This window comes from Mesorhizobium sp. B2-4-7 (assembly GCF_006442685.1).
In the GTDB taxonomy this organism is placed as follows: Bacteria; Pseudomonadota; Alphaproteobacteria; order Rhizobiales; family Rhizobiaceae; genus Mesorhizobium.
Map to the genome: position 1 here is coordinate 1 of NZ_VFVH01000019.1, position 22,305 is coordinate 22,305.

Below are 22,305 nucleotides of genomic sequence, written 5' to 3' on the forward strand. Positions count from 1 at the left end.
CAGACCTACCTACCAGCTCACAATGCCCGCTTCGCCAGGCCGGCCGCGGTCGAGGACAGCGCCTTTGTCGCCGCAGATCCGCAACAACTGGCCCAGATCCTGTGCAACGCCATCTGCCTCGACGCAACCATTCCGGCCTCGTCCATCACGAAAACGGTCTTGCCGTCGAGGAGGTCAGTACCCCTCCCCCACCGAAGCTCCCATGACGCCAATGTGCGCGCCGCGATTGCCGCTTCCTTTTCCAGGCCTTCGGCCGCCTTGCCGGCGAGCGCCCCACCAACGACGCGAAAACCTTCGCGTTCCCAAGCCTCCCGTGCCGCTTTCAGCGCGCTGGTTTTTGCGGGCTGGACTTGGAACGTCGCGCCTTGTCGGGGGTTGCCCTTCAGCGCGCGCGGATCGACAAATTTCAGTTCCATGGAAATGCTCCTTACGGGGTTGCCGGACACAGCCCGTCGCTGCGTCCTTTCTCGTCTTCTTCTCGAAGACACCCCCCGGCCCGCGGAGCGAGCGGGCCGGTGCAACTGCGGCCGAGCATCCCTGCCCGGCAGGACAAGCGGGGCTAACAGCCCTGCGAAGGACGACGTGGCCGGGATCGCGAGCGGCGCGGTTGAGCGCAAGCGTCAGCGGTCCGCTCGATCTGCGAGCAGGTTTTCCCCTCCCCTTCCTTCTCAGCCTTCTTCCCAAATTTGGATTGAACCCCGCTATTCTGACGCTATATTGCGTCATAATTATTGACATACAGGAATGGAGGTAAGCGTCATGGGACTTGCCCAATATGCTGACGGCGGACTTTTTTCACCGCGCAAAATCGCAGACGCCTTGCGTACTACCAGCGAGGAGATCGCCCGAACCGCCGGTCTCGGAAAGGATGCCATCCAGCGCAAGGACCGCATTGGCTCGGACAAGACGCAGCGACGGCTGCGCGAGATGTCGGAGATCGTCAACAAGGTCGAGCCCCGCTTCGGCTCGGCGCTGATGGCCTATGCCTGGTATCGCTCCGAGCCCCTGCCCGGCTTTTCCGGCCTGACCGCGATGCAACTGGTCCGTGATGGGCGCGCCGATGACGTGCTCGACTATATCGACGCGGTCGACGCCGGCGTTCACGCCTGATCCGGTCGATGCATTTCAAGGGGGAACTCTATCGGGCGCTGAATCCGATCTATGCACGCGAGCGGATGTCTGGCCGTGGCGCGGAGCTTTACGGTGGCCGTTTCAACCGGAAAGGAACGCAAGCGCTCTATATGTCCTTGTCGGTCATGACGGCGTTGCGCGAAGCCAATCGGGCCGGCAGTTTGCAGCCGACGACACTCGTGTCTTATGATGCGGATATCGAGGCGGTTTTTGACAGCCGCGACCATGAGCGCCTGCGTGCGGAGGGGATGGATGCGGCGGGGCTCGCCGGTACGACTTGGCGCGATCAGATGAAAGCAACCGGAGAGGCGAAGACGCAAGCCTTCGCACGAAGACTTGTCGCGGCTGGCTATCATGGATTGCTCGTCAGAAGCTTCGCCCCCGGAGCGACGGAGGACGGCCTTAATCTCGTCCTCTGGACATGGAGCGATGTGGCGCCCTGCCGTCTCACCCTGATCGACGATGAAAACCGCCTGTCGCGATAGCGGCGATCGAGGACAGCCGGTTATGGTTAACAAGAAGAAAGGCCGGCCACGCCGCGAGGCGTGACCGGCCAGCACATTCGATCAGGCGGCAATTGCGTCGGTCGCCCCGGCACCTTCAATATCCGTCGCCAGTGCCGCCTCCACCTCAGCAAGCTGCCGCCGCTTGTCGGCCAATTCACCCGCGAAGGCGAACTCGGCACTATCATCCCGGGACTGGTACGACGCAAGCCGGCGGCGGGCGTCGGCGAGGCGCTGGCGATAGCGCTCGCGCTCTCCTTCGAAATCGTCGAGCGCGTGCTTGAGGCGCGAAATCGCTCCGAGCGGCGTGACCGTCATGGCAAGCTCGATTTCGGAATCGGCACCGGTGCGCATCAGCGTGGTGCTATAGAGGCCGTTGACCTCGTCGTCATTGCCGGGGCGTGTACGCGGCGAAGCCTCACTTGCGCCCTGTCGGGCGCAAGTGGCAGGCAACGATCCCCTCTTAGTGAGCCGGGCGGTACTCGTAAGGATCGTATTCGTGGACCACCGTGCCCTTGTCACCGTCATATTCGCTCGACACCATGACGCCGAACTCGCCATCGACTTGGAAGAGCGTGACCGGGACCATCAAGGTCTGCGCGAGATTGAAGGCATGGTGCTGAGCAAGGGTGAAATTGTGCGACATCGTTTGGCTCCCGTCTTTGGGCGGGGTCCATCCCCGCTCGACAGGCGCCCGACGTGTTCAGGGCATGGCCGCGGTCACCTTGAAGGCGCAGCCGCAGAGGTCGCACGCTTGCGTAGCGAACCCCTTGCGGGTTGATTGTGGAAGGCCAGGACCTGAACCAGGAAAGCCGGACATGAGAGCGGGATTGCACCTCCTCAATGGCGGCCGCCCTGTCCCCCGTCTCACACTCCTTCACGTGCTCGCCCGAGAGCCGTTCATACCGAGCCCGTTCGCCTTCAGTTCCCCGCGTTCTCGAGAGGCCTACAACATCGCTGCTACAATCCGGTTCCAAGGCATCCTGAAATAAGCGCTAGAGTCCAACGCTTCATAGCTGCCACAGCCAGGATTTCCGCTTGCCGTTTGACAAGGCCCACCCGCCGAGCAGCATCAGCGCACCCCAAATCAAACAACCCGCGGTCCCAATAGACCCACTGGGACCGCGGGACGGTTTCGTTGACATGGTGTGTGCCGAGAAGCTGGTGATCGTCCACTCCCTCGACCAGGTTGAATATGCCAAAGCCCATGAGCATCGTTGCAAGTAGCAACTTTCCTGACCACCCGAGATGAGGTTGGCGCGCCGCACGCCATAGCACAATGAGACCTAATGCGACGAACACGTATGTGCCGGCGTGGAACCAGCCATCGAGGGACGTGTTGAACCGAAGGTTCTCAAGATTGCGGCGGGATAGCCGGCTGGTCGCCATATGATGCCACTGGAGCAACTGATGCAGAACGATTCCCTCGAAGAACCAGCCTGAGCCCGAGCAGGATTCCGGCCGAGGTCGGGAACCTGTGAGGCTCTTCGTCGCTGTTCCTTTTTCTCCTAAGGGGACCCAACGTCGAGCCCGCCAATGTACATCACCGTTTTTGCGCTACCGGCGCGTCATCATCGCTTTTTGAGAACCGCTTCAGCTGGCAGACCGAGACGGTGACCGCCACCGACCTTGTGGTATGCGACTGGACAGAACGCTATGATGTCAGGAGCAACTTCGCATGACCGACCAACAACTGATTATAGGAGCATTGGGAGTCTCGTCCAGTTTTGACGTCGCGCTTGAAACGCGCCGACGCATCGATTTTCTCGGCACCTATCTGCGTGCCTCGAATCTCAACACCTACGTTCTGGGCGTAAGCGGTGGCGTAGATTCGCTTGCTGCCGCTCTTCTTGCGCAACGGGCCGTGGAGGAACTGCGAACGGCAGGATATGAGGCCAGATTCCTGGCCGTTCGGCTTCCATACGGCTTACAGGCCGACGAGAGCGACGCGCAGCGGGCACTGGATACAATACAAGCAGACGAAGTGCGCCGGGTCGACATCAAGCCCGCCGCCGACGCGATGCTGGATTCGATCAAGCTTGCGGGCACCGACCTCGGCGATGCCGGCGGAGAGGACTTTTTGCTTGGCAACATCAAGGCTCGTGAGCGGATGATTGCCCAGTTTGCGCTTGCCGGCGCCACCCGAGGGCTGGTCATCGGTACCGATCATGCGGCCGAAGCACTGATGGGTTTCTTCACCAAGTTCGGCGACGGTGCTGCCGACATCCTTCCTCTTTCCGGGTTGAACAAGCGTAGGGTTCGCGCCTTGGCGGCGCATCTGGGCGCTCCGCCTCAATTAGTTGCCAAGATTCCGACTGCCGACCTGGAGAACCTAATTCCGCTTCGCCCGGACGAAGATGCCTATGGCGTAACTTACGATCAAATCGACGATTTCCTTGAAGGTCGGGAGATCGACGAAGCAGCGCGCACGCGCATATTTCAAGCGCACGCCGGCACCGCACACAAGCGCGCGCTTCCAGTGGCGCCCGTCGCCTCGTCCGGTCCATCACGACAGTAGCCGGACTCTCGGGATGGATGCTCACTATTGCTGCGACCGCCGCCAGATCTTCCACGTCCGATCCGACAGCGTCAGGTGCCGAATCCCGCCCTCGGGCTCACTTGGATTCAGCGAATAAGTTGAGCCGTCCTATCGCGCGCAATGCATCGGCCGTCGGCCCCGAGGGCGACTCTCGATCGAAACGAGCACTGCGTAGGGACGGTTGTCCGTCGCGGTGATGGCGCCTTTCCGGGCGCGCTGGGTTAAGCGACGTTTGAAAAAATCTGCTGATCCAGGTCGCACGTGGCCAGCCCATAGCGCCACCTGTGATTCGTTGCCTCGCGCCGGCTCTGATAGAACAGCGTCAGTTGCCGGCCCTCTATCATCACAGTCGAGTGCCCGTTCTCTCCCGGCTCGCCCGGATCCAGCACTGGGCCGACGGACACGTAAGGTCCTTCGACGCGATCGGCAATTGCGAAGAATACACGCTGGCGGCTGCCGCGCGGCCCCTCGGGCAGGAAGCAGGTTGCATTGAGCAGCACGCGTCCATCCGGCAACTCGACCAGTTGAGCGCCTTCGATGCCCCATTCATAGTCGGGATGCTCGCGTGCGTTGTGATGCGGAACGTCCAGGTGGTCCAGGATCTTGCCAGCGCGCTTCCATGGTCCGAACCAGGAGTCGGACTGGCTGCGTGCGAGATAGACGTCGGGTTGCGGGACCCTGCTGAATTTCGGCATTCCCGAGTAGACGATGTAGCGCTTGCCGCCGATGACCGCCGGATGGGGATCGTAGATGCCATCTTCATCGGTGTCCGGCAGGGATAATATCGCCGACGTCAAAACAACCCAGTGGAAACCATCATTAGACACCGCATGCTCGCACCGCCCACCCGACTTCATGAATTCGGTCTGGATGAACATGTGGAAAACCCCGCCTTCGTGGATGACACCGGGCGCCGCCACACCCGAGCCGGTGATCGGCAAGGCGATCGGTTCATGCTCGGTCCAGGGGCCACGCGGATCCGGCGCTGTGGCGTGCAGTATCTTCCATTCCTCGCTCGTGACGGTGCCGCTCGATCCGAACATGTGCCAGAGCGTTCCGTCGAATACGGGACAAGGATCTTTCAGGTCGTCCACCTGCTGCGGGTGAAACAACGGAAAGACGTGCGTTTCAAAATTGATCTGCATGTCCATAAACCTCGACAGCCTCTCTCAGCTTCCGACACCCAGGTCCAAACAAACTGATTCGAGGCGCTCTTATTCTAGCAGCGTCGGCTAACACGTGTCGATTTTCCCACAGGCCTTCAACAGCTCGAGGAGTGACAAAGCGCCACGTTAGGGCGCCGTGGTCCCAATTCCAGCGGATCTCGTGCCGCATTCGGACCGCCCGCGAAGCAGTCGAGCGGCCCTACCTCTGATCGTTGAGGCCGATGATCGGCCACGCAAATCAATTAATACCGCGGGAACAACTTACTAAATCGAAAGTTAGATGGAACTGAAAGCATCAGGCAGGAGTGTCGAAAATTAACCTAGGTTAATTCTTCGAGACTTGACTCGTATTAAAAGGGAAAATATATGGAAATCGCGCCGGCAAAAACAAAAAAAATCACGTCTATTGCGTACAATGCAGTAGTTATCTGCTTTTCACATCTCCGATGGAATTTTGTATTTCAAAGGCCACAGCACCTCCTGACCCTCGCCGCCCGGCAGCAACAGGTAATTTACTTCGAAGAACCAGCCTTCGAAGATGTCCGCGGTCCCTTCATGCGCGTGAACGACGTAGCTCCGGCAATCAGGGTTGTCACGCCGGTCGTCCCGCTTGGAACATCCGCGACAAAGGTGGACGCCATCCAGCGAAGCTTCGTCAATGAACTCGTCGCACCCGTTCCTCATGACCGGCTGATTGCGTGGTATTACACGCCAATGGCGCTGCGCTTCAGCAGTCATCTGCGCTGCAATGTGTGTGTCTACGATTGCATGGATGAGTTGTCCGCCTTCCGCGACGCGCCCGCGGAACTGGCACAGCTGGAAAGAGCGCTGTTCCGCCGTGCCGATCTGGTCTTCACGGGCGGGCAAAGCCTCTATGAGGCAAAGCGCAGTCAGCATCGTTCGATCTTTGCGTTTCCAAGCAGCATCGACGCTGCTCATTTCAACATGGCGAGAGAGGGGGGCGAGGAACCATCCGACCAGGCAGCCATTCCCCATCCAAGGGTTGGCTATTTCGGCGTGATCGACGAACGGCTCGACATCGCCCTTGTTGGCCAGACGGCTGCCGCGATGCCCGACATCCAGTTCGTCATGCTTGGGCCGGTGGTCAAGATCGATCCGGCGACCCTGCCACGGGCAGACAATTTGCATTGGCTCGGGCCCAAGAACTATGCCGACCTGCCGAGCTATCTTCGTCATTGGGCAGTCGGTTGGATGCCGTTCGCGCTCAACGAGGCAACGCGATACATCAGCCCAACCAAGACACCCGAGTTTCTTGCGGCCGGACTGCCCGTGATCTCCACCGCGATCGTTGATGTCGTTCGCACCTACGGTGCGGCTGGTCTCGTCGAGATCGTCGACGCCGACGACATTGCGACCAAGCTTCGCTGCATGCTTGCCCGCCCCAGAGACCTGCAGGTGAGGGCAGTTGATGCCTATCTCGCCGACAAGTCGTGGGAACGCACTTGGGATGCCATGACCTCACACATCCACGGTGTCCAGGCGATGAAAACTGTCGTTCCGCTGCGCAGGAGAGCCTGACGATGTTCGACTGGCTGATCGTCGGAGCCGGCTTTGCCGGCAGCGTGCTTGCCGAGCGCATTGCATCGCAACGCCGCGAAAGTGTCCTGCTCATAGACCGCAGAAATCATGTCGGCGGCAACGCCTATGACTGCTACGACGAAGCGGGACTCCTGATCCATCGCTATGGTCCCCACATCTTCCACACCAACGCGCAATCCATCGTCGACTATCTGTCGCAGTTCACGGCGTGGCGGCCCTACGAACATCGCGTCCTCTCTTCGGTAGACGGCAAACTGCTGCCCATCCCGATCAATCTCGACACGATCAATCGTCTCTACGGACTTGATCTCACCTCCGAACAACTGGAAGAATTTTTCGCTTCGCGACGAGAAACGGTGGAGGAGGTCCGAACCGCCGAAGACGTGGTGGTCAGCACCGTGGGCAAAAATTCTTTCGCGGCTATACTCGCAAACAATGGGGCGTGGATCCGTCCCAACTGAGTAAATCCGTAACGGCACGGGTGCCGACCCGCACCACCCGCGACGACCGCTATTTTGGCGATACGTTCCAGAACATGCCCGCCGGCGGCTATACGCGGATGTTCGAGCGGATGCTGGACAGGCCTGAAATCAAGGTGATGCTGCAGACCGACTATGGCGAGATACGCGACAAGATCGGCTTTCGGCAGCTGATCTATACTGGGCCGATTGATGAATATTTTGATTGGAGGCTCGGCCGTCTGCCTTACCGTTCCTTGCGGTTCGACCATGTGACAGTGGATTGCGAACAATTCCAGCCAGTGGCGGTGGTGAACTATCCGCAGACGGAAAACTACACCCGCGTCACGGAGTATAAGCATCTGACAGGCCAACGGCATCCGAAAACCAGCCTCACCTACGAATACCCGACCGATATAGGCGATCCCTATTATCCTGTTCCGAGAGCCGAAAACGAGGAGCTGTACAAACGCTACGAGGCAATGGCGGACGCCTGCCCAAACGTCTGGTTCGTTGGACGGCTAGCGACCTACCGTTATTACAACATGGATCAAGTGGTGGGTCAGGCCTTGGCCACATTCGCGAGGATACAGAAGACCCTGCCGGCCTCGGCTTCGTTGGAGGCGCCGACATTTGCTGTGCTCGCGCCGTAACCATTTGCCGGACGAAGCCGAACGCGATGCCGTTCTACCCGACAGGCCCATGCTGCACGCGTGATGGCCGGGCTTACGCGAACAGAAGGCGCTGGCGCGCCAGCTCGTCCGCAACTGGCTGCCGGATGCTGCGCGAACCATCCGCGTGCACGGTAGAAAACAAGCCGACTTCGGCGTGGCGGGAATTGTCCCAACCCGGATAGGCTGTCACGGGATAAATGCAAATGCCTTGGATGGGGACGCCCAGCTTCATCGCGGCGCGGACCTCATCGCAGACATAATGCAGCCATGCTGGCCCGGCGGATCCTTCGGACCCGGTTTCAGCAATGAACATCGGCTTGCGGAACCTGTGAGCGACCTCGAGCAACATCTCGGACAGCGCCTGATATTCATGGTGGCCCATGGGAATGGTCGGACCGTTTAGATACCATTGGTTGTGAGGATAAAAGTTCAGGCCAATCACGTCGACAAGATCTTGGCTGCCGCCCAGTTCAGGCTCGACCTGTCCCATCAGCATCTCATACGCCTCGAACTGACCTCGCCGGGCGTTCTGCGCGCGTTGCCGTTCCGCTCGGCTGCCGTCGCGAGGCGCGATATGGATCAGCGGCTCAGCCCAGACGAATCGACAGTCGGGGTCGGCCTGTCGCATTGCACGGATGCCCGCGACCGCTGCCTTAACGAGATGCCGTTTGAACCATCCGCGCTTCTTTGGGCCGACACGCGGGAAGTAGCCGACTTCGACGGCCCAGGCAAAGAACGAGATTTCGTTGATTGGACAAAGCAGCGGAGAGGTGCCCGTGAAGGAGCGATGGAACCGCACGGCCTCCGCGGCAAAAGCGGCGTAGGCGTCGATGAATTCCTGCGATCCCTGATCGATGTGATCGGGCGACCCGTAATGAAAAACATCCCAGATCACCTGCACGCCAACGGCACGAGCCGCTTCGATCATGGCCGCCCAACTCGACCAGTCATAGATGCCCGGCGCCGTTTCGATCAGGTGCCAGCGCAACCCGTCTCGGATCGTTCGAAGCCCGAGCTCGGCACAGCTCCGGTAGTCCGCCAAGGCATGGATGTTGTGCGAGGTAGCGCGAACAAGATCGAGCCGGACACCGTCGCTCCGCCTGTGGGAGGAACATTCAAAGCCGGCCATGAAGAAGCTTTCGAAGGTTCGGCCGACCGCTCGGTGTTGACCATCGTCTACCACATCCTGGACCGGGCCGGATCGTTCGGTGGGGGCCGGCCTGGCCATCATGCTCTCTCGCGGGTCTGGCGATTTGCCCGTAGCTCGTTACAGTTCACGGTGCTACGCGATTCGTCGACAGGATCGGCTTCAGGATGCCGACTGGCGCGAGCCTCTGCTTGGCTTCTGTCCTGCTCGTCCATGCCGCGCTTGGCTGTGTGCGGCCAGGCTAGCCTACCCGAGTGTGCCGGCTCCTTGATTGTCATTGATGCATTTCTCCGCTGGCGATCGGCGCCGGAGCTAAACCGCGAGCACAATGCTTTGTTCCGGCTGCGCCCGTTACGAACCCCATGCGGATGATTGTTCCCCGGCGCGTCGCAAACCCCACGGCGGGTCACCGCCTGCACGAGAATGGAACCGGCGACCGTCCCGGTAGTTGGGATGATTATCGGTCGGAGGTTTGTCCATGCTTTCCCCATCGAGGAACTCGCGCGTTCCGTCAGGGAGCGGCGCGCGATCCTGTTCGTTGGGGCTGGCGTGTCAATGAGTGTCGGCCTGCCCTCCTGGCGTAAGCTCATCGATCATCTGGTCGAGGACCTGGGCATCGATGACGGCATCATCGCGCCGTCGGACGTCAGCTACCAGACCCTGGCGGAGTTCTACCGGTTGAAGCGGGGCACCATCGGACCGCTGCGAAGCTGGATGGATCGGAACTGGAGTGTCTCGCATGAGAAAGTGAGACGTTCGGAGATCCACCGCCTGATCGTGGCACTGGACTTCCCGATCATCTACACGACCAACTACGATCGCAACCTCGAGGTCGCCTTCGAAGTCCATAGCCGCGACTACGTGAAGGTGGCAAACGCAAAAGACATCGCCAAAGCCAGCAACGGGGTCACCCAGATCGTCAAATACCACGGCGACTTCGACGACGACTCCTCCCTCATTCTGGCCGAGACCGACTATTTCGACCGGCTGTCCTTCGATTCACCGCTGGATGTGAAATTCCGCGCGGATGCATTGGGGCGGACGATCCTTTTCATCGGCTACAGCATGTCGGATATGAACATTCGCCTGCTTTTGCACCGCCTGTGGCAGACCTGGAGGCTGTCCGGCTATGAGACCGACCGCCCCAGATCGTTCGTATTCATGCCTAGCCCGAGCGTCGTCCAGGAGGCGGTGCTGGGTCGATGGGGCATCGAAATGTTGAGCGAAGAGGCGGCTCAGCCTGAACAAGCGTTAGCAGCGTTTCTTTCCAAGCTGCTTGACGCCATGAGGGGTCCATGAGGGGGGACGAACCGGGCACCAGGGCCGCCTTGAGGGCGGGGTGAAGGCGATCACCCCGCGGGTCGCTTCATCTTGGTCTTGCGCCAAACAACCGCGCCCTGCCGAAGCGGATTGCACACGTTTCGCGCACGCGCGTCCAACTCGACATGGTCAGGATAAATACTGTCGAACAGAAGGAACATCTGGTTCTGCGGTCGGTTGGGCGAGATCAACGGAGATAATATGAGATGTTTTACACCGACAAGAAATTGCAATTCCCTGTGCGCGTGGAAACGCCCAGCCCGATCTTTGCTCGTGCTTTGCAGCAGGCGATCGGTGGCGTCGAAGGCGAGATACGAGTTGCGCTGCAGTACTTCTTCCAGGCCTGGGGCGCGCGCGGCCCAAGCAAGTATCGGGACCTGCTGCTGAACACCGCCACTGAGGAACTCGCCCACATCGAGATGCTCGCGACGGCCGTGGCGTTGAATCTGGAAGGGGCGCCGCTGTCTTTGCAAGAAGACATTTCAGCCGATACGATCGGCGGCTCCGTGTTGAACGGCATGAACTTCCGCCACATCCTTTCCACCGGACTCGCGGCATTGCCGGAAAATTCAAACGGCGTGCCCTTCAATGCTTCACACGTCTACGCCAGCGGCAATCTCGCCGCCGACATGATCGCCAATGTCACGGCGGAAAGCAGTGGCAGAGTGCTTGCCACACGCCTCTACAATATGACCGACGATCCCGGCATGAAGGAGATGCTGTCGTTCCTGATCGCCCGCGACACGATGCACCAGCAGCAATGGTTAGCAGCCATCGAGGACATGGGCGGGCTCGCGGCTTCACTGCCGGTTCCCAATTCCTTCCCCCAGGAACAGGAACTTCGCGACGTCAGCTATGCTTTCGTCAACTGTTTCGTCGACGGCGTGCCGCCGCCCGAGGGCCGTTGGTCGAGCGGCAAATCCATTGACGGCAACGGAGAGTTCACGACGGTCGCGGGCGAGCCGATGGGTGAGGAACCCATGCTTGGCTCCCCCCGCGTGGACAGCGGAGCACAGAGCGAACAGATCGGTTCTACCCGGGGCTCCAGTCGCGCCAGGGGGTCAGACGGTAACGGCGCTCGCGGCTAGTGTCATTCTCCAGCTTAGGCTGATGGCAACGCTTTCTCCCTCCAATCGTCGGAAAGCACCTATGGCGTCGCGCCTTCTGTTCAGGGTGAGAAGCCGTGTTGGTTCCCGAACTCACCACCTGGCCAAAGGACCTGCTGCCCATCAGTGGCCAGCGAAGCTCTTGTCACCGTCAATCGAACAAAACGATGAGGGGACGCGTGATCATGAGCCAGAAGATGGCGAGCACGGCGGCGAAGGCAGGAAAACCGAAGACAAACCACAACCGAAACAGCTTGTTGTACCGCTCCGGCGGCGGGTCGCCAGATGTGGCGGCGCGCGTCGCCAGATTGCGCATCTCCATCTGCATCCAAACGACCGGCAGCCAGAACAGGCCGGTCACGACATAGAGCACAATCGACAGCACGATCCATCCTTCCCTCAATGAATAGCCAGCCTGCCAGGCGAGGGCCACGCCGGTGATCGGCTGCGCGACGACGGCAGTCGCGGTAAAGAGGAAATCAGCGACAACCACGATGTGGGCAACTGCCGCGATTGTTGCGGCATTGCCGGTCCGGTGAGCGAGAAGCATGAAGAAGGCAATCCCCGCCCCTGTCCCAAGCAGCACGGCTGCGCCGATGACGTGCAGATATTTGACCACGAAATAAAGCATCAGCGCTCGTCCAAGATCGCCAGCGCAACGAAGTGCAAGGCGAGGATCGGCAGGATTTTCATCAGCGGGCCGAGTGGCTCGTTCCAGAGATCCGGGCGCAGGATGGTGCCGGCGATGGCGTAGGACAGCGAGATCGCGATCGCACCCCAAAGACCCGGGCGGCTTGTCGGCCGGAACGCGATCAGAGCGCCGACAGCCGCGTCGGCGATTGCACCGGCCACGACCGCGGCCTCGGCGTGGGGCGCCACCGCAGTGCCGATCAGCAGTTCGACGCCATTACGCCAGCCTGTCGTGAGCGAGATGATGCCGGTCATGATCCAGAAGAATGGCAGCACAACGAAGATCGCGGGCTTGATGAGATAGAGCCCGGCAAACCATCGCTCCTGGACCGTTGCCGGATCGGCCGCAAGTGCTGATGCGAGGCTTGCCGGGTGAATGCCTGTCGTCACAATCCAGGGCTGCGGATCACCGACAGCGCCTCGCGTGATTTCTTTTTTGCGCATTGCTGCGGATCGGCGGTCGCCAGCCGAGCCATCCAGCCAGATCGCCCAGACGATAGAGGCCTCTCGCCACCCAGCCGGGCAAGGTGAATATGGCTGCCTTCTTCCATCCAAACCACTGGCGGTAACGACTGACGAGCTCTGTCATGGTGAGCGCCTCCGGCCCCGCAAGCTCCAGCGTCAAGCGAGAAGGACTCGTGGGCAGGAGGAAGAAAAGAACGGTGGAGACAATGTCATCGAGCTGAACGACTTGCAGGCGACCGGTATTGGGCATGGCCGGCAACAATGGCAGCGCGGCTAGCCCACGCAACAATGCGCTTGCGCCAAAGACGCCGCGCCGCGCCACCGAGGGACGCAGGATCACCCAGCCGACATCGAGCGCCATCAATACCTTGTCGCCGGCCAGCTTGCTGGCGGAGAAGGCGGACAGCTGATCGCGGTCGACACCGATCGCCGAGAAATGGATGACCGTCTTGATGCCGGCCCGTTCGCAGGTCCTGAAGAGAGCGGAAGCGGCGATGGCATGGACCTCCTGAACCTTTTCCCGCGCGTTGTCCTGCAGAACGCCGGCGCAGTTGACGACGGCATCGACGCCTGAAAGAGGCGAACTCCAGTCCTCCGGTCGGACCGCCTCCGTCATGTCCAAAATGACGTCCGAACTTTTCGAAGAGCCGGCAGGTCGGGAGCGGCGGAGCACGCGCCGTACTTCGTGTCCCTCCGCCTCCAGGCGCGCGCATAGTGAGGCGCCTATCAAACCTGTAGCGCCGGTGACGAGGATCTTCATCCCGTGAGCCCGGCCTGCGGCGTCGCTCGAGCCGCCGGCGGCCTGTTTGCCGGCAGCACGCCTTGTTCGTCGAATCCCCATCTGTGGCAGGACCAGTACCATATCCGGTCGACCGGGTTCCAACCGTCGATGCAGCCGGCACTCGAACCGTCTGCCGCCTCGCTGATAGCGAGTTGCTCGCCATCATGGTTGATCACCCGGCCGTCGCCTGGGTCGATCTCATCGATCTCAACAGCTTTGGTGCGACGTTCGAACAGGAGCTGTCTTTTGCTCGACGCCGGTTCCGCGGACATAGGCGCGGCCGATGCTTGGTCAAGCGGCATGGGTTGCCGGACATCCATGACGGACCTCCTCGGCGTGATCCAGTGCGGATATCTAGGCCGCCTTTTGCATCGCTCTCTCGTTCACACCGGCCTCCCCGAGTTGCGTCAGTGCTTCATCGGTCGCCTTCTCCTCCTTGAGCGACTGTTCAAGCAGCGGAACGGCCTTTTTCAGCCCAAGCAAACCGGCCCAGGTGATCAGCGTTCCATATCGGGCGATCGATCTCATAATGCTCGACGGCTTGCGCGGCGGCCACGAGCCCGGCATCCAGGGCTGGAGCCTGTTGAAAGTCCTCCAGGATCTCCTGCCCTTCTTCTATGATGCCGTCGATTGCCGGGCAGGTCTTTCCCTGTGCCCGCTTGCCGAAGATCTCGAACACCTGCTGCAGGCGCTCGATCTGGCCTTCCGTCTCACCTCGATGCTTCTCAAAGGCAGCAATCACCTTTTCGGATTCAGCTCCCTTCGCCATCTTCTTCAAGGCGGAAGGATTTTGCGCTCGGCGTAGTAGATATCCTTCAAGCCGTCGTGGAAGAGATCCTCAAGTCCCTTTGTCTGCGAAGCTTTCTTGGTTGCCATCCTCATCTCCTGCTTGAAAGCGCGCCGGGCGGCACCCCGTTCAAACGAGGCGGCTCCTTGTTTGTTCCGCCGTTTTTCCCCAGCAGACGCCGGCACCCCGTCGGTTGCGAATAAGCGGCATCGACGGCAGTGCCTGAATGCGCACACAATAGGTGTTGTCTCGCCAATGCCGCATTGAGGCTCTTACGGCGCCAATGGGGGGCACCAGGATGCCGGGGAAGCGACGAATATCCCCGCGAGGGCTGCGCCACGCGCCATCCTGAACGACTGAACGACTGAACGACTGAACGACTGAACGACTGAACGAGGGCGGACCTGTTCACTCGTTTTGCGCAAGATAGCTGTGCATATCGGTTGCGGCGATCGCCGCGTGTCCGAAGGCGACCGCGACCTGGTTGATTTCGTCAACCACATCGCCTGCGGCGTAGAGGCCCGCAATTGCGGTTCGCTGGCGCGAATCCACGACAAGATTGCCGATTTCGTCACATTCCGCGCCGAGGTTGGTGGCCAGCTTCGATCGCATCGTGCAGCCCAATGCGGGATAGATGGTATCGAAAGACAGCGTGTTTCCGGCAACGAGCCTGATGGTCGCCTGATGGCCGGCAGAGCGGATCGAGCCCGGGAGGCACGCGTGCACCTTGATTCCAGCCTTTTTGAGCAAGGCGTCGGCGGCGGGGTCGAATCGAGTTGTCGTCTCGACCAACATGGTGACGTCACTTGTGTAGCTTCGCATAAACAACGCCATCTTCATTGCGTGATCTGCCGGGCCCATCACCGCAACCCGTCCGTCGATGACCTCGTAGGCGTCACAGATCGGACACAGCCGCAACGTGCCGGCCTTGATCATATCGGCGGCGTCGGGCGTGTCTGGAAGCGTATCGACAATACCGGTGGCCATGAGCACCGCGCGAGCCCGAATGGGAACCGATGCCGTGGCGATGAAATCGGTCCCACCCCGCTTAATGTCGTGGATCGTATCGTCCACGAGATCGACTCCGCTCAGCAGTGCCTGCTGCCGCAGACGATCAAGCAGCTCAACACCGGCAATACCGTCAGGAAACCCGGGACAGTTGTGGGTTACCGGTATCCACTTTGCGCGGCTTTGGCCGGCATCCACAAGGACGATCCGGCGCCGAAAACGCCCCAGGTAGGTCGCGGCGGTCAGGCCGGCCGGTCCGCCGCCGATGACCAGGCAGTCGTATGATTCGCCAGGACGGATTTCATCGTCTGAAACCACAAGAGAACTCCCGACATGAGCGCGTCATTCCTGGCTGCCACCGCTGAGCGCCTCGTAAACCTCAGAACGCAACCAAACGAAGATCATCGCTCAGTCCTTGAGGCAGCGGGATCCAGCACGTCCGCGACCGCGTCCTTCTTCGCGCGAGGAAGGAGCGTCATCAGAAGAATGAATGCCGAGAGAACGAGACAGGCGGCGTTTGTGATGATGATCGGCCACTCGCCTTTCATGGACCCGAAGATGAGCCAGAGGGCGAACCCTGCTGCCGTAATCGCATACATAGGCGCGGAGATACTGCCCGTGTCGCGCGTCTTTATGATCTTCCAGGCTTGCGGCGTAAAGCTCACCATCGAACATAGTGCCGCGAGATAGCCGACCAGTGTCTCAGTTTCCATGCAATCAAACCGTCGGCGCGCGGTTTTGTTCACGACGGGTGTCTCTAAGTTCAATTTGACCGCTGCCCTGGCACCCTGCAGATGGCTTAGGGCTTGGCCGTGGAGGACTGATCCGATTCGGGAAGTCGATCTCGAACCGCCTTTTCGGTAGTTTTTGCGGTGGCCTTGACGACCTCACCGACCTTACCGGCTAACGTGTCGGCGGTGCCGCTCGAGCCCTGCCGGTCCGCCTCGCTCTTGACTGTCTCGTAAGCTTCGGCAGCGATCTCTTTCGCTTGCTCCACGCCGTCCTCTAAAGCACTGTTGGCGCTGCCAAGTAGTTTGTCGCGGTAGCCGCCGAGTTGCTCGTCTTCCATGGTTGTGCGAGGCAGAAGCACGCCTATAGCCGTACCCGCCGCCAGGCCGAGGACGGCAAGTGCCAGTGGTTCGCGCTCAAATAGTTCCTGCGCGGTTCGACTCGCCTGCACAGCCATATCACTCGCACTGGAGCCAAGCTGCCCCACGGTGTTTACAACCTTATCCTTGGTCTCGCCAGCCGCAGTTGCGGCCGCTTCGCTTGCATTGCTCGCAATCGAGCCAGCGGTCGCGCCGGCATCCGAGAGCATCTCTGCGACCGCCGATGGTCCACCATTGGGGATCTCTTGTCCGGAACTCGGCCCTTCCGCAGCCCCCGTCACATCGCTGACCCCGAACGTCCCCCCATCCGTGTCGGCCTGATTGTTGACAGCCTGGGTTGCAGGAGAGCCACCCGCCGAAGCACCGCTGCCAAGCATCAGCCAAGCCAGGCCGGTCCCAACCAGCATCAGGGCCAAAGGGTTGTCGCTGACTTGGGTCTGGAATCTGCTGAGGGCGGCGGTCCCTGCGCCGCCAGAAAACAACCCGGTGAATTCGTCGATCAACTGACCGGGTGTCATTTTGCTGCGGATGGATTCGGCGGTATCGACGACCGCTGCGCGGGCAATCTCGGCTTCGCGTTCGAGTTCGGCTGCCGATTTCTCGCTCATCTCATTTGTCCTTTGATCACACGCGCATCGCTGTTGAGTTGTTCTTGTGTGCGGTCAGGAGCCAATCCGGAAGGCGCAATGCCGGCCATTCCCGTGCGAAGGAGAATCACCCCCAGGATCGCCACGACGACACCGACGAGCAGCGAGGCCCACCCGGCCCCCAGACCCGCCTTAGCCAAAGCGATCACGAGCGCTTGGAGCAGTACCACCAGCGATGCCAGCAAGCACACGGCACCGCCTACGACTTCGACCACGCCGTGCCCGGCTTTGCTGACGTTTTCGGATATTTCGGCCCGCAGAAGCCTTGTTTCGGTCTGTAGCAGGGTCGTCACTTGCTGTGTAAGGTCGCTCACAAGGCTCGCGAGACTGCGGCCGTCCTGATCGTTGTTCATCGGTCATGCTCCGTGCTCGGCCAAGAAAGTGGCTGCATTCGTTATGACGTGAGGTCGTCCCGTGGAGAGCTGCCTGTGGTCTTCGGGCGCGTTACAGTCTTTGGGGCGCCACTGCTTTTCAGCCGACCGTCCGCTTCGCTCGAATCAGCGGGTTGCGAGCTTTTGATGAAGCGTCCCAGAGCCAAACCGGCGAAAACCGACCCGGCGATAAGCACTCCAGAGTTTTCGCGCCCGAAGGACCTGACCTCGCCTAAGACTTGTTCGACTGGTTTGTCCCGCAAAGAGGACGAGAGGCGCTCCAGCCCGCCAGCGGCAGTAAGCACGAACTTCGAAACGGTGGCTTGATCGCTGTTGGCCAGATGCTCACTTGCTGCCCGCAACGCGCCCCCAAAAGCGGCTAAGCTCGCGCTCATGTCGCGCTGCGTTTCCTGCGCCTTCCCTGACAAAGCCTCCTGCGCTTCCGACGCGTACTCGCCAGCTTTGCTGACGACTTCGTCACTGGCGTCGTGAATCAACCGGGTGGCATTTTGGGTTTCTTCCTGGAGCCGGTCGGAGAGCTCGCTCTTTGCCGTATCGAAATCGGATGCTGGACGTCCTGGATCGCCTTCGCGTTGCATAATGGCTCCTAGTGAAAACCGAGGAAGGAGAGAATTGCCAGCACGACGACAACGAGACCTATGAGATAAATGACGCTGTTCACGGCCTGATTTCTCCATTTTCGTCGAAAGCAAACACGCTGAACCGCGCGATGTTCCATCAGCCAAAACTTTTTTAGCTCCCTTAGATTTAAAGACCCCCTGCGTGGGTTGATCGTGCGAGTTGAACGCGAGCACGTCGCCATGTTTGGAGCCCAAGGGTTACTCGTCACCGGTGCTCTTTTGGCTATCCAGTCTGTGGAAACGGCTGGCAAGACTAACGCCTCCCCCGGCTGTCATTCGACCTTCCGCGGGCTCAATCTCGAGGAGCCCTAGGCCGAGCTAAGCCCGTAGCCTCGTTCGAAGGTCAGGCGATCAGGCGCCGGAACAACCTTGTGGCGTCTCAGTTCGGATGGCGAAAACGGTGAGCCTTTTGGGTGCGACGTCCCAGCGGCGATTCGCCAGTCGCCGCAACCTACGCAAGGAGCACGGCAGCTTGTCTTTCCGGTTTCAATTCTCACTGAAACGATCATCACGCGTCTGGGTCGGCGGCCTGGTTGCGGCGGTGGCCTTGCTAGCGTTGAACAATCGAGCAGCGACCAAGCAAGCGCTTTCCGTCCGCGCGAAAGGAAGGACCATAGAGGTCGACGGTGTCCGCCTTCGATATGTCGAGGCTGGAAGCGGCAGGGACCTGGTTCTCCTGCATGGGAACGGTTCCGCCGCTGAGGACTTCCAAACCAGCGGTCTAGTCGACAAAGCAGCCAAGCGTTATCGCGTTATTGTATTCGACCGCCCCGGGTTTGGCGGAAGTACTCGGCCGCGCGGTCGCCTATGGACCGCCGCGGCCCAGGCAGATCTGCTCCAGAGCGCCACGCAGAGGATCGGGGCAGACAATCCCATCGTTCTTGGGGGGCATCGATCGCCCTCCAGTGGGCGGCCCGGTATCCGGACGAGATTGGTGGCGCGGTTCTCCTCTCCGGCTATCATTTCCCCTCCGCAAGGTTCGATGCCATGCTTGCCGCCCTGCCGGCACTGCCAATCGTGGGAACCATCATTTGCCACACCATCCTGCCGCCTGTCGTCAGGCTGATCTGGCCCGTTTTGATGCGCCGCCTGTTTGGGCCGCAACCTGTCCCGCCAGAGTTTTCAAATGCTTTGCGAGATCTGGTCAGCGCACCGTCGCACTTGCGAACGACTGCCGCGGAATCTGGTCTGCTGATCCCCGTTGCCGCGTTGGCTCCCAAGACCGCAGGGAGGACAAACGCGCCGATAGGTATCATGGCCGGGGACGCGGACAGCCTGCTCGACACCAACTATCATTCCCAACATTTGCACGCGGTCCTACCGGGCTCGATGATGCGCATCGTCGCGGGTGCCGGTCACATGGTTCATCATGCTGCGCCGCACCTTGTGCTCGAGATGGTGGACAGCATCGCGGCAGCCGGATCGCTCTCACCTGAAGAAGCTGCTTACTATGCTCCTGCACCGCGCGAATGACTCGGGCGGTAGCCCCGAGCCCGGGCGGCCAATCGATCTTTTCTGATCCAGGCACAGAGTCGTTTTGTCATAATTCGAAGAAAGCTTTTCGGGTCTTTGAATATAGTCTCTTCCGAGATCATCTCGTCATGGGTCCGCAACTCGGTAAGCAGCATTCCCTTGCCATAGGGCTGTATCACGACTTCGCGCCCGCGTTGGTACAGCACCACGCAGGACCGCGCCGCCACACCCTTGGCCATCGCTTCGCGCAGCACGGAGAAGGCCTCGGTGGAAGCACCGTCGGCAGGGATCAGGTAATAAGGCTTTTCCAGGTAGCGCGTGTCGATATCCTTGATGGCGACAAACTCGTCGACCTCAAGCGTGTGCTCAGACGTCATCTTTAGCTTTTTGATCTCGTCCGGTTCGACCTTGATGAAATCGCCCGCGTCTGCCTCGTAGCCTTTGACTTGGTTTTCGCTATCGACGACATCGCCCGTCTCTTCGTCAACATAGGCAGCCTTGACAGGCAATCCATCTTTCCGATTCAAAATCTTGAAGTGGATTTTCGATGCCTCGCTGGTTGCACCCACAAGCTTCACTCCGCACGACACGGACCCGACTTTTAAAATCCCTTTCCAAACTGCTCGTGGGGCTGCCATGCAGTCCTCCTGTCGGGCCGATCCTCGGCACAAACGTCAGCCAGATCGTTATGTTCCGCCCGCCTGACTTGGATTGCCGCCGGCGACTGTGCCTGGGTTGAGTGGGCCTGATCCAACGACACATGCTCCAAGGAAATGAGGCGCTCATGCCACCGCGGACTGAACGTCAGGCCAACGCACGATTTGGACCAGAAACTCGATTGCGATCGTACGCGATAAAAAAATCCTGCCTCACAACAAAATCCAGCTTGGAACCTTCTGAAATCGCCAAGGTTCGGACAGAAAGGCCCCGAACGGATACACGAACATGGCACGCTTCTTTTTTGATCTTACTGAAAATGGAAACGTTACTGAAGACAACGAGGGGAGCGAACTTCCCGATACGGAGACCGCTACAGATGAAGCTGTAAAGGCTTTGACCGAAATAGCGAGAGAGACACTCCCCCATGACGGCAATGAGTGCGAACTCGCTTTCATCATACGCGACGAGGAGCGACCAATAGCAGAGGCAGTTATACGGTTCGAACTTCGCCCGCTTTAAAGCGCTCCCCGGCCTGAAATCCATCGATCTGGCGACGCTCTCGGCAGGCGATCCTTGTCTGGTCGGAGAGTGTCCTGAAGCGCTCCATGTCGTTTCGGATTGCACAACTGCATCAGCCTCCACTACCATCAGAACCTCCCGTTTCGCTAGCGACTCCTCATCCGCGTATCCTATCGCGGCCTTCGACCGGCAAGTCGCCAGGCCCATTTGCGGCGTTGACCGTCTCGCTTACCGAACACCTCTGATAGGTATGTCTCATTGGGTGAGCCATTCGTGATGAAGGTCCGTCAGCGCTCCTGAGGCTGCATGGATCGAAACGCCAACCGACCAGTTAAGTGGGTCAGGTGGAGACACGGAGAGAGCTATGCGCCCAAACACCTCAGGCAATGACATGGGATCCGCCACCCCAACCACACCACCCGCGGACGGCCTCGCTCCTGCCTTGGCCCGCAACATCGAAGCAATCGTTCAACGACGGAAGCGCGATGCGAACGCTGCCACTGCGGAGCAACGCGCCGCGGGAGCAATTAGCCAGTTCGCAGGCAGCATGATGTTCGTCTATATCCATCTTGTTTTCTTTGGGGGCTGGATCGTCCTCAATATCAAGCCCGTCGGCTTTGTTCAGCCTTGGGACCCATCCTTGGTTATCCTGGCGATGATTGCATCCGTGGAGGCGATCTTTTTGTCCACCTTCGTGCTCATCAACCAGAACCGGATGGCCGCTGAGGACGATGCGAGAGCAGACCTCGATCTTCAGGTCAGCCTGCTCAACGAACACGAGACGACCAAGCTCATCAAGATGGTCGAGGAGATTGCCAAGCGCATGAATGTTGCCACGGAAGCGGACGATGAATTGAAGGAACTGAAGCGCGACGTGGCACCTGAAGCTGTTCTCGACAAGATTATGGAGGCAGAGGAGTAGAGGAGGTGTCGCCAGTATCTCACCGATAGGCGAAACCGTGTCGATGAACGCTCGTTTGCTGTCAGCAGGGCTGGCGGGTACAAAGTAGCCGCAGACAAAGACGATCCCTTCGCACACTTGCCCCCTCCGACATGGCTCCCTGCGTCGCAGCCGCTATACCTGGCACGACATGTGTCTCGTCGGATCCATTCGGTATCCCACACTGCACCTTTATCAGCGGCCTCCCTTCGCCGCTGCCATTGCCGGCAGAAGCTGGCATTGGTCGAATTCGATCTGGCTTACATCAGCGGCCAGATCGTCGACCATCAGAAGACTGTGCAACTCCTTGAATGGGAGATCGGCTCCGGCCGGGATCCGGATGTCCAGCATTTCGCCTCCGATATCCTGCCGGCCGTACTGGAGCACCTGCGAATGGCGCGGGACGTCCGCAGCAAGCTGGTGAACCCGGCATTGGCCGATGCCTCGGGCCAGAGCAAGAAGTGACCGTCGCGTCGGCGGTCAATCCGCGCGTCGACAGCCCTCTGGCCGAGCCTGCCATAGTCCAGGCGGAACCATCCTCTCCGCTCGCGGTTTGGGCGAGCAACCCAAAGGGAGAGCTTCATGACACAATCGCGCGACTGGTTGATAC

General features: G+C 60.0%; 20 protein-coding genes and 7 pseudogenes. 11 read left to right on the forward strand and 16 right to left on the reverse strand.

The genetic code is table 11. The annotated features are described in order from the left end of the window. Window positions 1-107 precede the first annotated feature (107 nt). Window positions 108-338: pseudogene (locus FJ946_RS30430) on the reverse strand (AAA family ATPase); the annotation flags it as partial. 421 nt (window positions 339-759) lie between these two features. On the opposite strand from FJ946_RS30430, the gene FJ946_RS30435 reads away from it, so the two are divergent. Both FJ946_RS30435 and FJ946_RS30440 read left to right on the forward strand, forming a co-directional pair. Next, window positions 760-1,110 carry an antitoxin Xre/MbcA/ParS toxin-binding domain-containing protein gene (locus FJ946_RS30435; protein WP_140525833.1) on the forward strand — a complete coding sequence of 117 codons (351 nt, stop codon included), beginning with the start codon at window positions 760-762 and terminating at the stop codon, window positions 1,108-1,110. A gap of 8 nt (window positions 1,111-1,118) precedes the next feature. Then, entirely contained in the window at window positions 1,119-1,616 is a 498-nt protein-coding gene (locus tag FJ946_RS30440; protein WP_140525832.1) for an RES family NAD+ phosphorylase, read from the forward strand. 81 nt (window positions 1,617-1,697) lie between these two features. Here the strand turns inward: FJ946_RS30440 and FJ946_RS30445 are convergent. The 3 genes and pseudogenes from FJ946_RS30445 to FJ946_RS30455 form a co-directional block, all read right to left on the reverse strand. Further along, window positions 1,698-2,003, reverse strand: a pseudogene (locus FJ946_RS30445) (hypothetical protein); the annotation flags it as partial. 94 nt (window positions 2,004-2,097) lie between these two features. Beyond that, window positions 2,098-2,280 (reverse strand): hypothetical protein, encoded by a 183-nt coding sequence (locus tag FJ946_RS30450; protein WP_140525831.1) that lies wholly within the window; start codon window positions 2,278-2,280, stop codon window positions 2,098-2,100. A gap of 364 nt (window positions 2,281-2,644) precedes the next feature. After that, a pseudogene (locus FJ946_RS30455) lies at window positions 2,645-3,156 on the reverse strand (DUF2243 domain-containing protein). Between the two features lie 156 nt (window positions 3,157-3,312). Between FJ946_RS30455 and nadE the strand changes: the two are divergent. Then, window positions 3,313-4,152, forward strand: a complete 840-nt coding sequence (nadE, locus tag FJ946_RS30460) for an ammonia-dependent NAD(+) synthetase (RefSeq protein WP_140525830.1) — start codon at window positions 3,313-3,315, stop codon at window positions 4,150-4,152. A gap of 242 nt (window positions 4,153-4,394) precedes the next feature. On the opposite strand, the gene FJ946_RS30465 is transcribed toward nadE, so the two are convergent. Then, window positions 4,395-5,318, reverse strand: a complete 924-nt coding sequence (locus FJ946_RS30465; RefSeq protein WP_140501395.1) for a hypothetical protein — start codon at window positions 5,316-5,318, stop codon at window positions 4,395-4,397. Between the two features lie 387 nt (window positions 5,319-5,705). On the opposite strand from FJ946_RS30465, the gene FJ946_RS30470 reads away from it, so the two are divergent. Continuing rightward, a complete protein-coding gene (locus FJ946_RS30470) occupies window positions 5,706-6,878 on the forward strand; it encodes a glycosyltransferase (protein ID WP_140525829.1) in 1,173 nt (390 codons plus the stop codon). Window positions 6,879-6,880: 2 nt separating this feature from the next. Beyond that, a pseudogene (gene glf, locus FJ946_RS30475) lies at window positions 6,881-8,010 on the forward strand (UDP-galactopyranose mutase). A gap of 73 nt (window positions 8,011-8,083) precedes the next feature. On the opposite strand, the gene FJ946_RS30480 reads toward glf, so the two are convergent. Then, complete coding sequence (locus FJ946_RS30480; protein WP_224684575.1) at window positions 8,084-9,262, reverse strand: beta-glucosidase; 1,179 nt, start codon at window positions 9,260-9,262, stop codon at window positions 8,084-8,086. 369 nt (window positions 9,263-9,631) lie between these two features. Here FJ946_RS30480 and FJ946_RS30485 point away from each other — a divergent pair, with 369 nt between their 5' ends. Both FJ946_RS30485 and FJ946_RS30490 read left to right on the forward strand, forming a co-directional pair. Further along, the gene (locus FJ946_RS30485; RefSeq protein WP_140525835.1) at window positions 9,632-10,477 is read left to right on the forward strand and encodes an SIR2 family protein; all 846 of its coding nucleotides are present in this window, start codon (window positions 9,632-9,634) and stop codon (window positions 10,475-10,477) included. Window positions 10,478-10,704: 227 nt separating this feature from the next. After that, complete coding sequence (locus FJ946_RS30490) at window positions 10,705-11,586, forward strand: manganese catalase family protein (protein WP_140525828.1); 882 nt, start codon at window positions 10,705-10,707, stop codon at window positions 11,584-11,586. A 169-nt stretch (window positions 11,587-11,755) separates the two neighbouring features. Here FJ946_RS30490 and FJ946_RS30495 read toward each other — a convergent pair whose 3' ends face one another. The 9 genes and pseudogenes from FJ946_RS30495 to FJ946_RS30535 all read right to left on the reverse strand — a co-directional run bounded on the left by FJ946_RS30495 (window position 11,756) and on the right by FJ946_RS30535 (window position 18,298). Beyond that, entirely contained in the window at window positions 11,756-12,235 is a 480-nt protein-coding gene (locus FJ946_RS30495) for a DUF2269 family protein (protein WP_140501403.1), read from the reverse strand. Next, window positions 12,235-13,519 (reverse strand): annotated as a pseudogene (locus FJ946_RS30500) (SDR family oxidoreductase). Before FJ946_RS30500 ends, FJ946_RS30495 begins: the two are co-directional and overlap by 1 nt. Then, window positions 13,516-13,812, reverse strand: coding sequence for a hypothetical protein (locus FJ946_RS30505; protein ID WP_140525827.1), 297 nt, complete (start codon window positions 13,810-13,812; stop codon window positions 13,516-13,518). Before FJ946_RS30505 ends, FJ946_RS30500 begins: the two are co-directional and overlap by 4 nt. An 82-nt stretch (window positions 13,813-13,894) precedes the next feature. Beyond that, window positions 13,895-14,416, reverse strand: a pseudogene (locus FJ946_RS30510) (ferritin-like domain-containing protein). A 319-nt stretch (window positions 14,417-14,735) separates the two neighbouring features. After that, complete coding sequence (locus FJ946_RS30515; RefSeq protein ID WP_140525826.1) at window positions 14,736-15,653, reverse strand: NAD(P)/FAD-dependent oxidoreductase; 918 nt, start codon at window positions 15,651-15,653, stop codon at window positions 14,736-14,738. An 83-nt stretch (window positions 15,654-15,736) separates the two neighbouring features. Beyond that, a complete protein-coding gene (locus FJ946_RS30520) occupies window positions 15,737-16,081 on the reverse strand; it encodes a SemiSWEET transporter (protein WP_224656178.1) in 345 nt (114 codons plus the stop codon). Between the two features lie 53 nt (window positions 16,082-16,134). Further along, complete coding sequence (locus FJ946_RS30525; protein WP_140525825.1) at window positions 16,135-17,052, reverse strand: hypothetical protein; 918 nt, start codon at window positions 17,050-17,052, stop codon at window positions 16,135-16,137. Then, window positions 17,049-17,444 (reverse strand): phage holin family protein, encoded by a 396-nt coding sequence (locus FJ946_RS30530; protein ID WP_140525824.1) that lies wholly within the window; start codon window positions 17,442-17,444, stop codon window positions 17,049-17,051. The genes FJ946_RS30525 and FJ946_RS30530 overlap by 4 nt, the downstream gene beginning before the upstream one ends. 41 nt (window positions 17,445-17,485) lie before the next feature. Next, entirely contained in the window at window positions 17,486-18,298 is an 813-nt protein-coding gene (locus FJ946_RS30535; RefSeq protein WP_181167750.1) for a hypothetical protein, read from the reverse strand. 193 nt (window positions 18,299-18,491) lie between these two features. Here FJ946_RS30535 and FJ946_RS31425 point away from each other — a divergent pair. Then, a pseudogene (locus FJ946_RS31425) lies at window positions 18,492-19,576 on the forward strand (alpha/beta fold hydrolase). Here the strand turns inward: FJ946_RS31425 and FJ946_RS30555 are convergent. After that, on the reverse strand, window positions 19,552-20,214 hold the full coding sequence (locus FJ946_RS30555; protein WP_140525819.1) for a Ku protein: 663 nt from the start codon (window positions 20,212-20,214) through the stop codon (window positions 19,552-19,554). The pseudogene FJ946_RS31425 and the gene FJ946_RS30555 sit on opposite strands and share 25 nt — an antisense overlap. Window positions 20,215-20,521: 307 nt before the next feature. On the opposite strand from FJ946_RS30555, the gene FJ946_RS30560 reads away from it, so the two are divergent. From FJ946_RS30560 to FJ946_RS31430, 3 genes are all read left to right on the forward strand, one after another. After that, window positions 20,522-20,755, forward strand: coding sequence for a hypothetical protein (locus FJ946_RS30560; protein ID WP_140499472.1), 234 nt, complete (start codon window positions 20,522-20,524; stop codon window positions 20,753-20,755). Window positions 20,756-21,119: 364 nt separating this feature from the next. After that, a complete protein-coding gene (locus tag FJ946_RS30565; protein WP_140499474.1) occupies window positions 21,120-21,677 on the forward strand; it encodes a DUF1003 domain-containing protein in 558 nt (185 codons plus the stop codon). A 258-nt stretch (window positions 21,678-21,935) separates the two neighbouring features. Further along, window positions 21,936-22,160, forward strand: a complete 225-nt coding sequence (locus FJ946_RS31430; protein ID WP_246673114.1) for a DUF4142 domain-containing protein — start codon at window positions 21,936-21,938, stop codon at window positions 22,158-22,160. The last annotated feature ends 145 nt before the right edge of the window (window positions 22,161-22,305 follow it).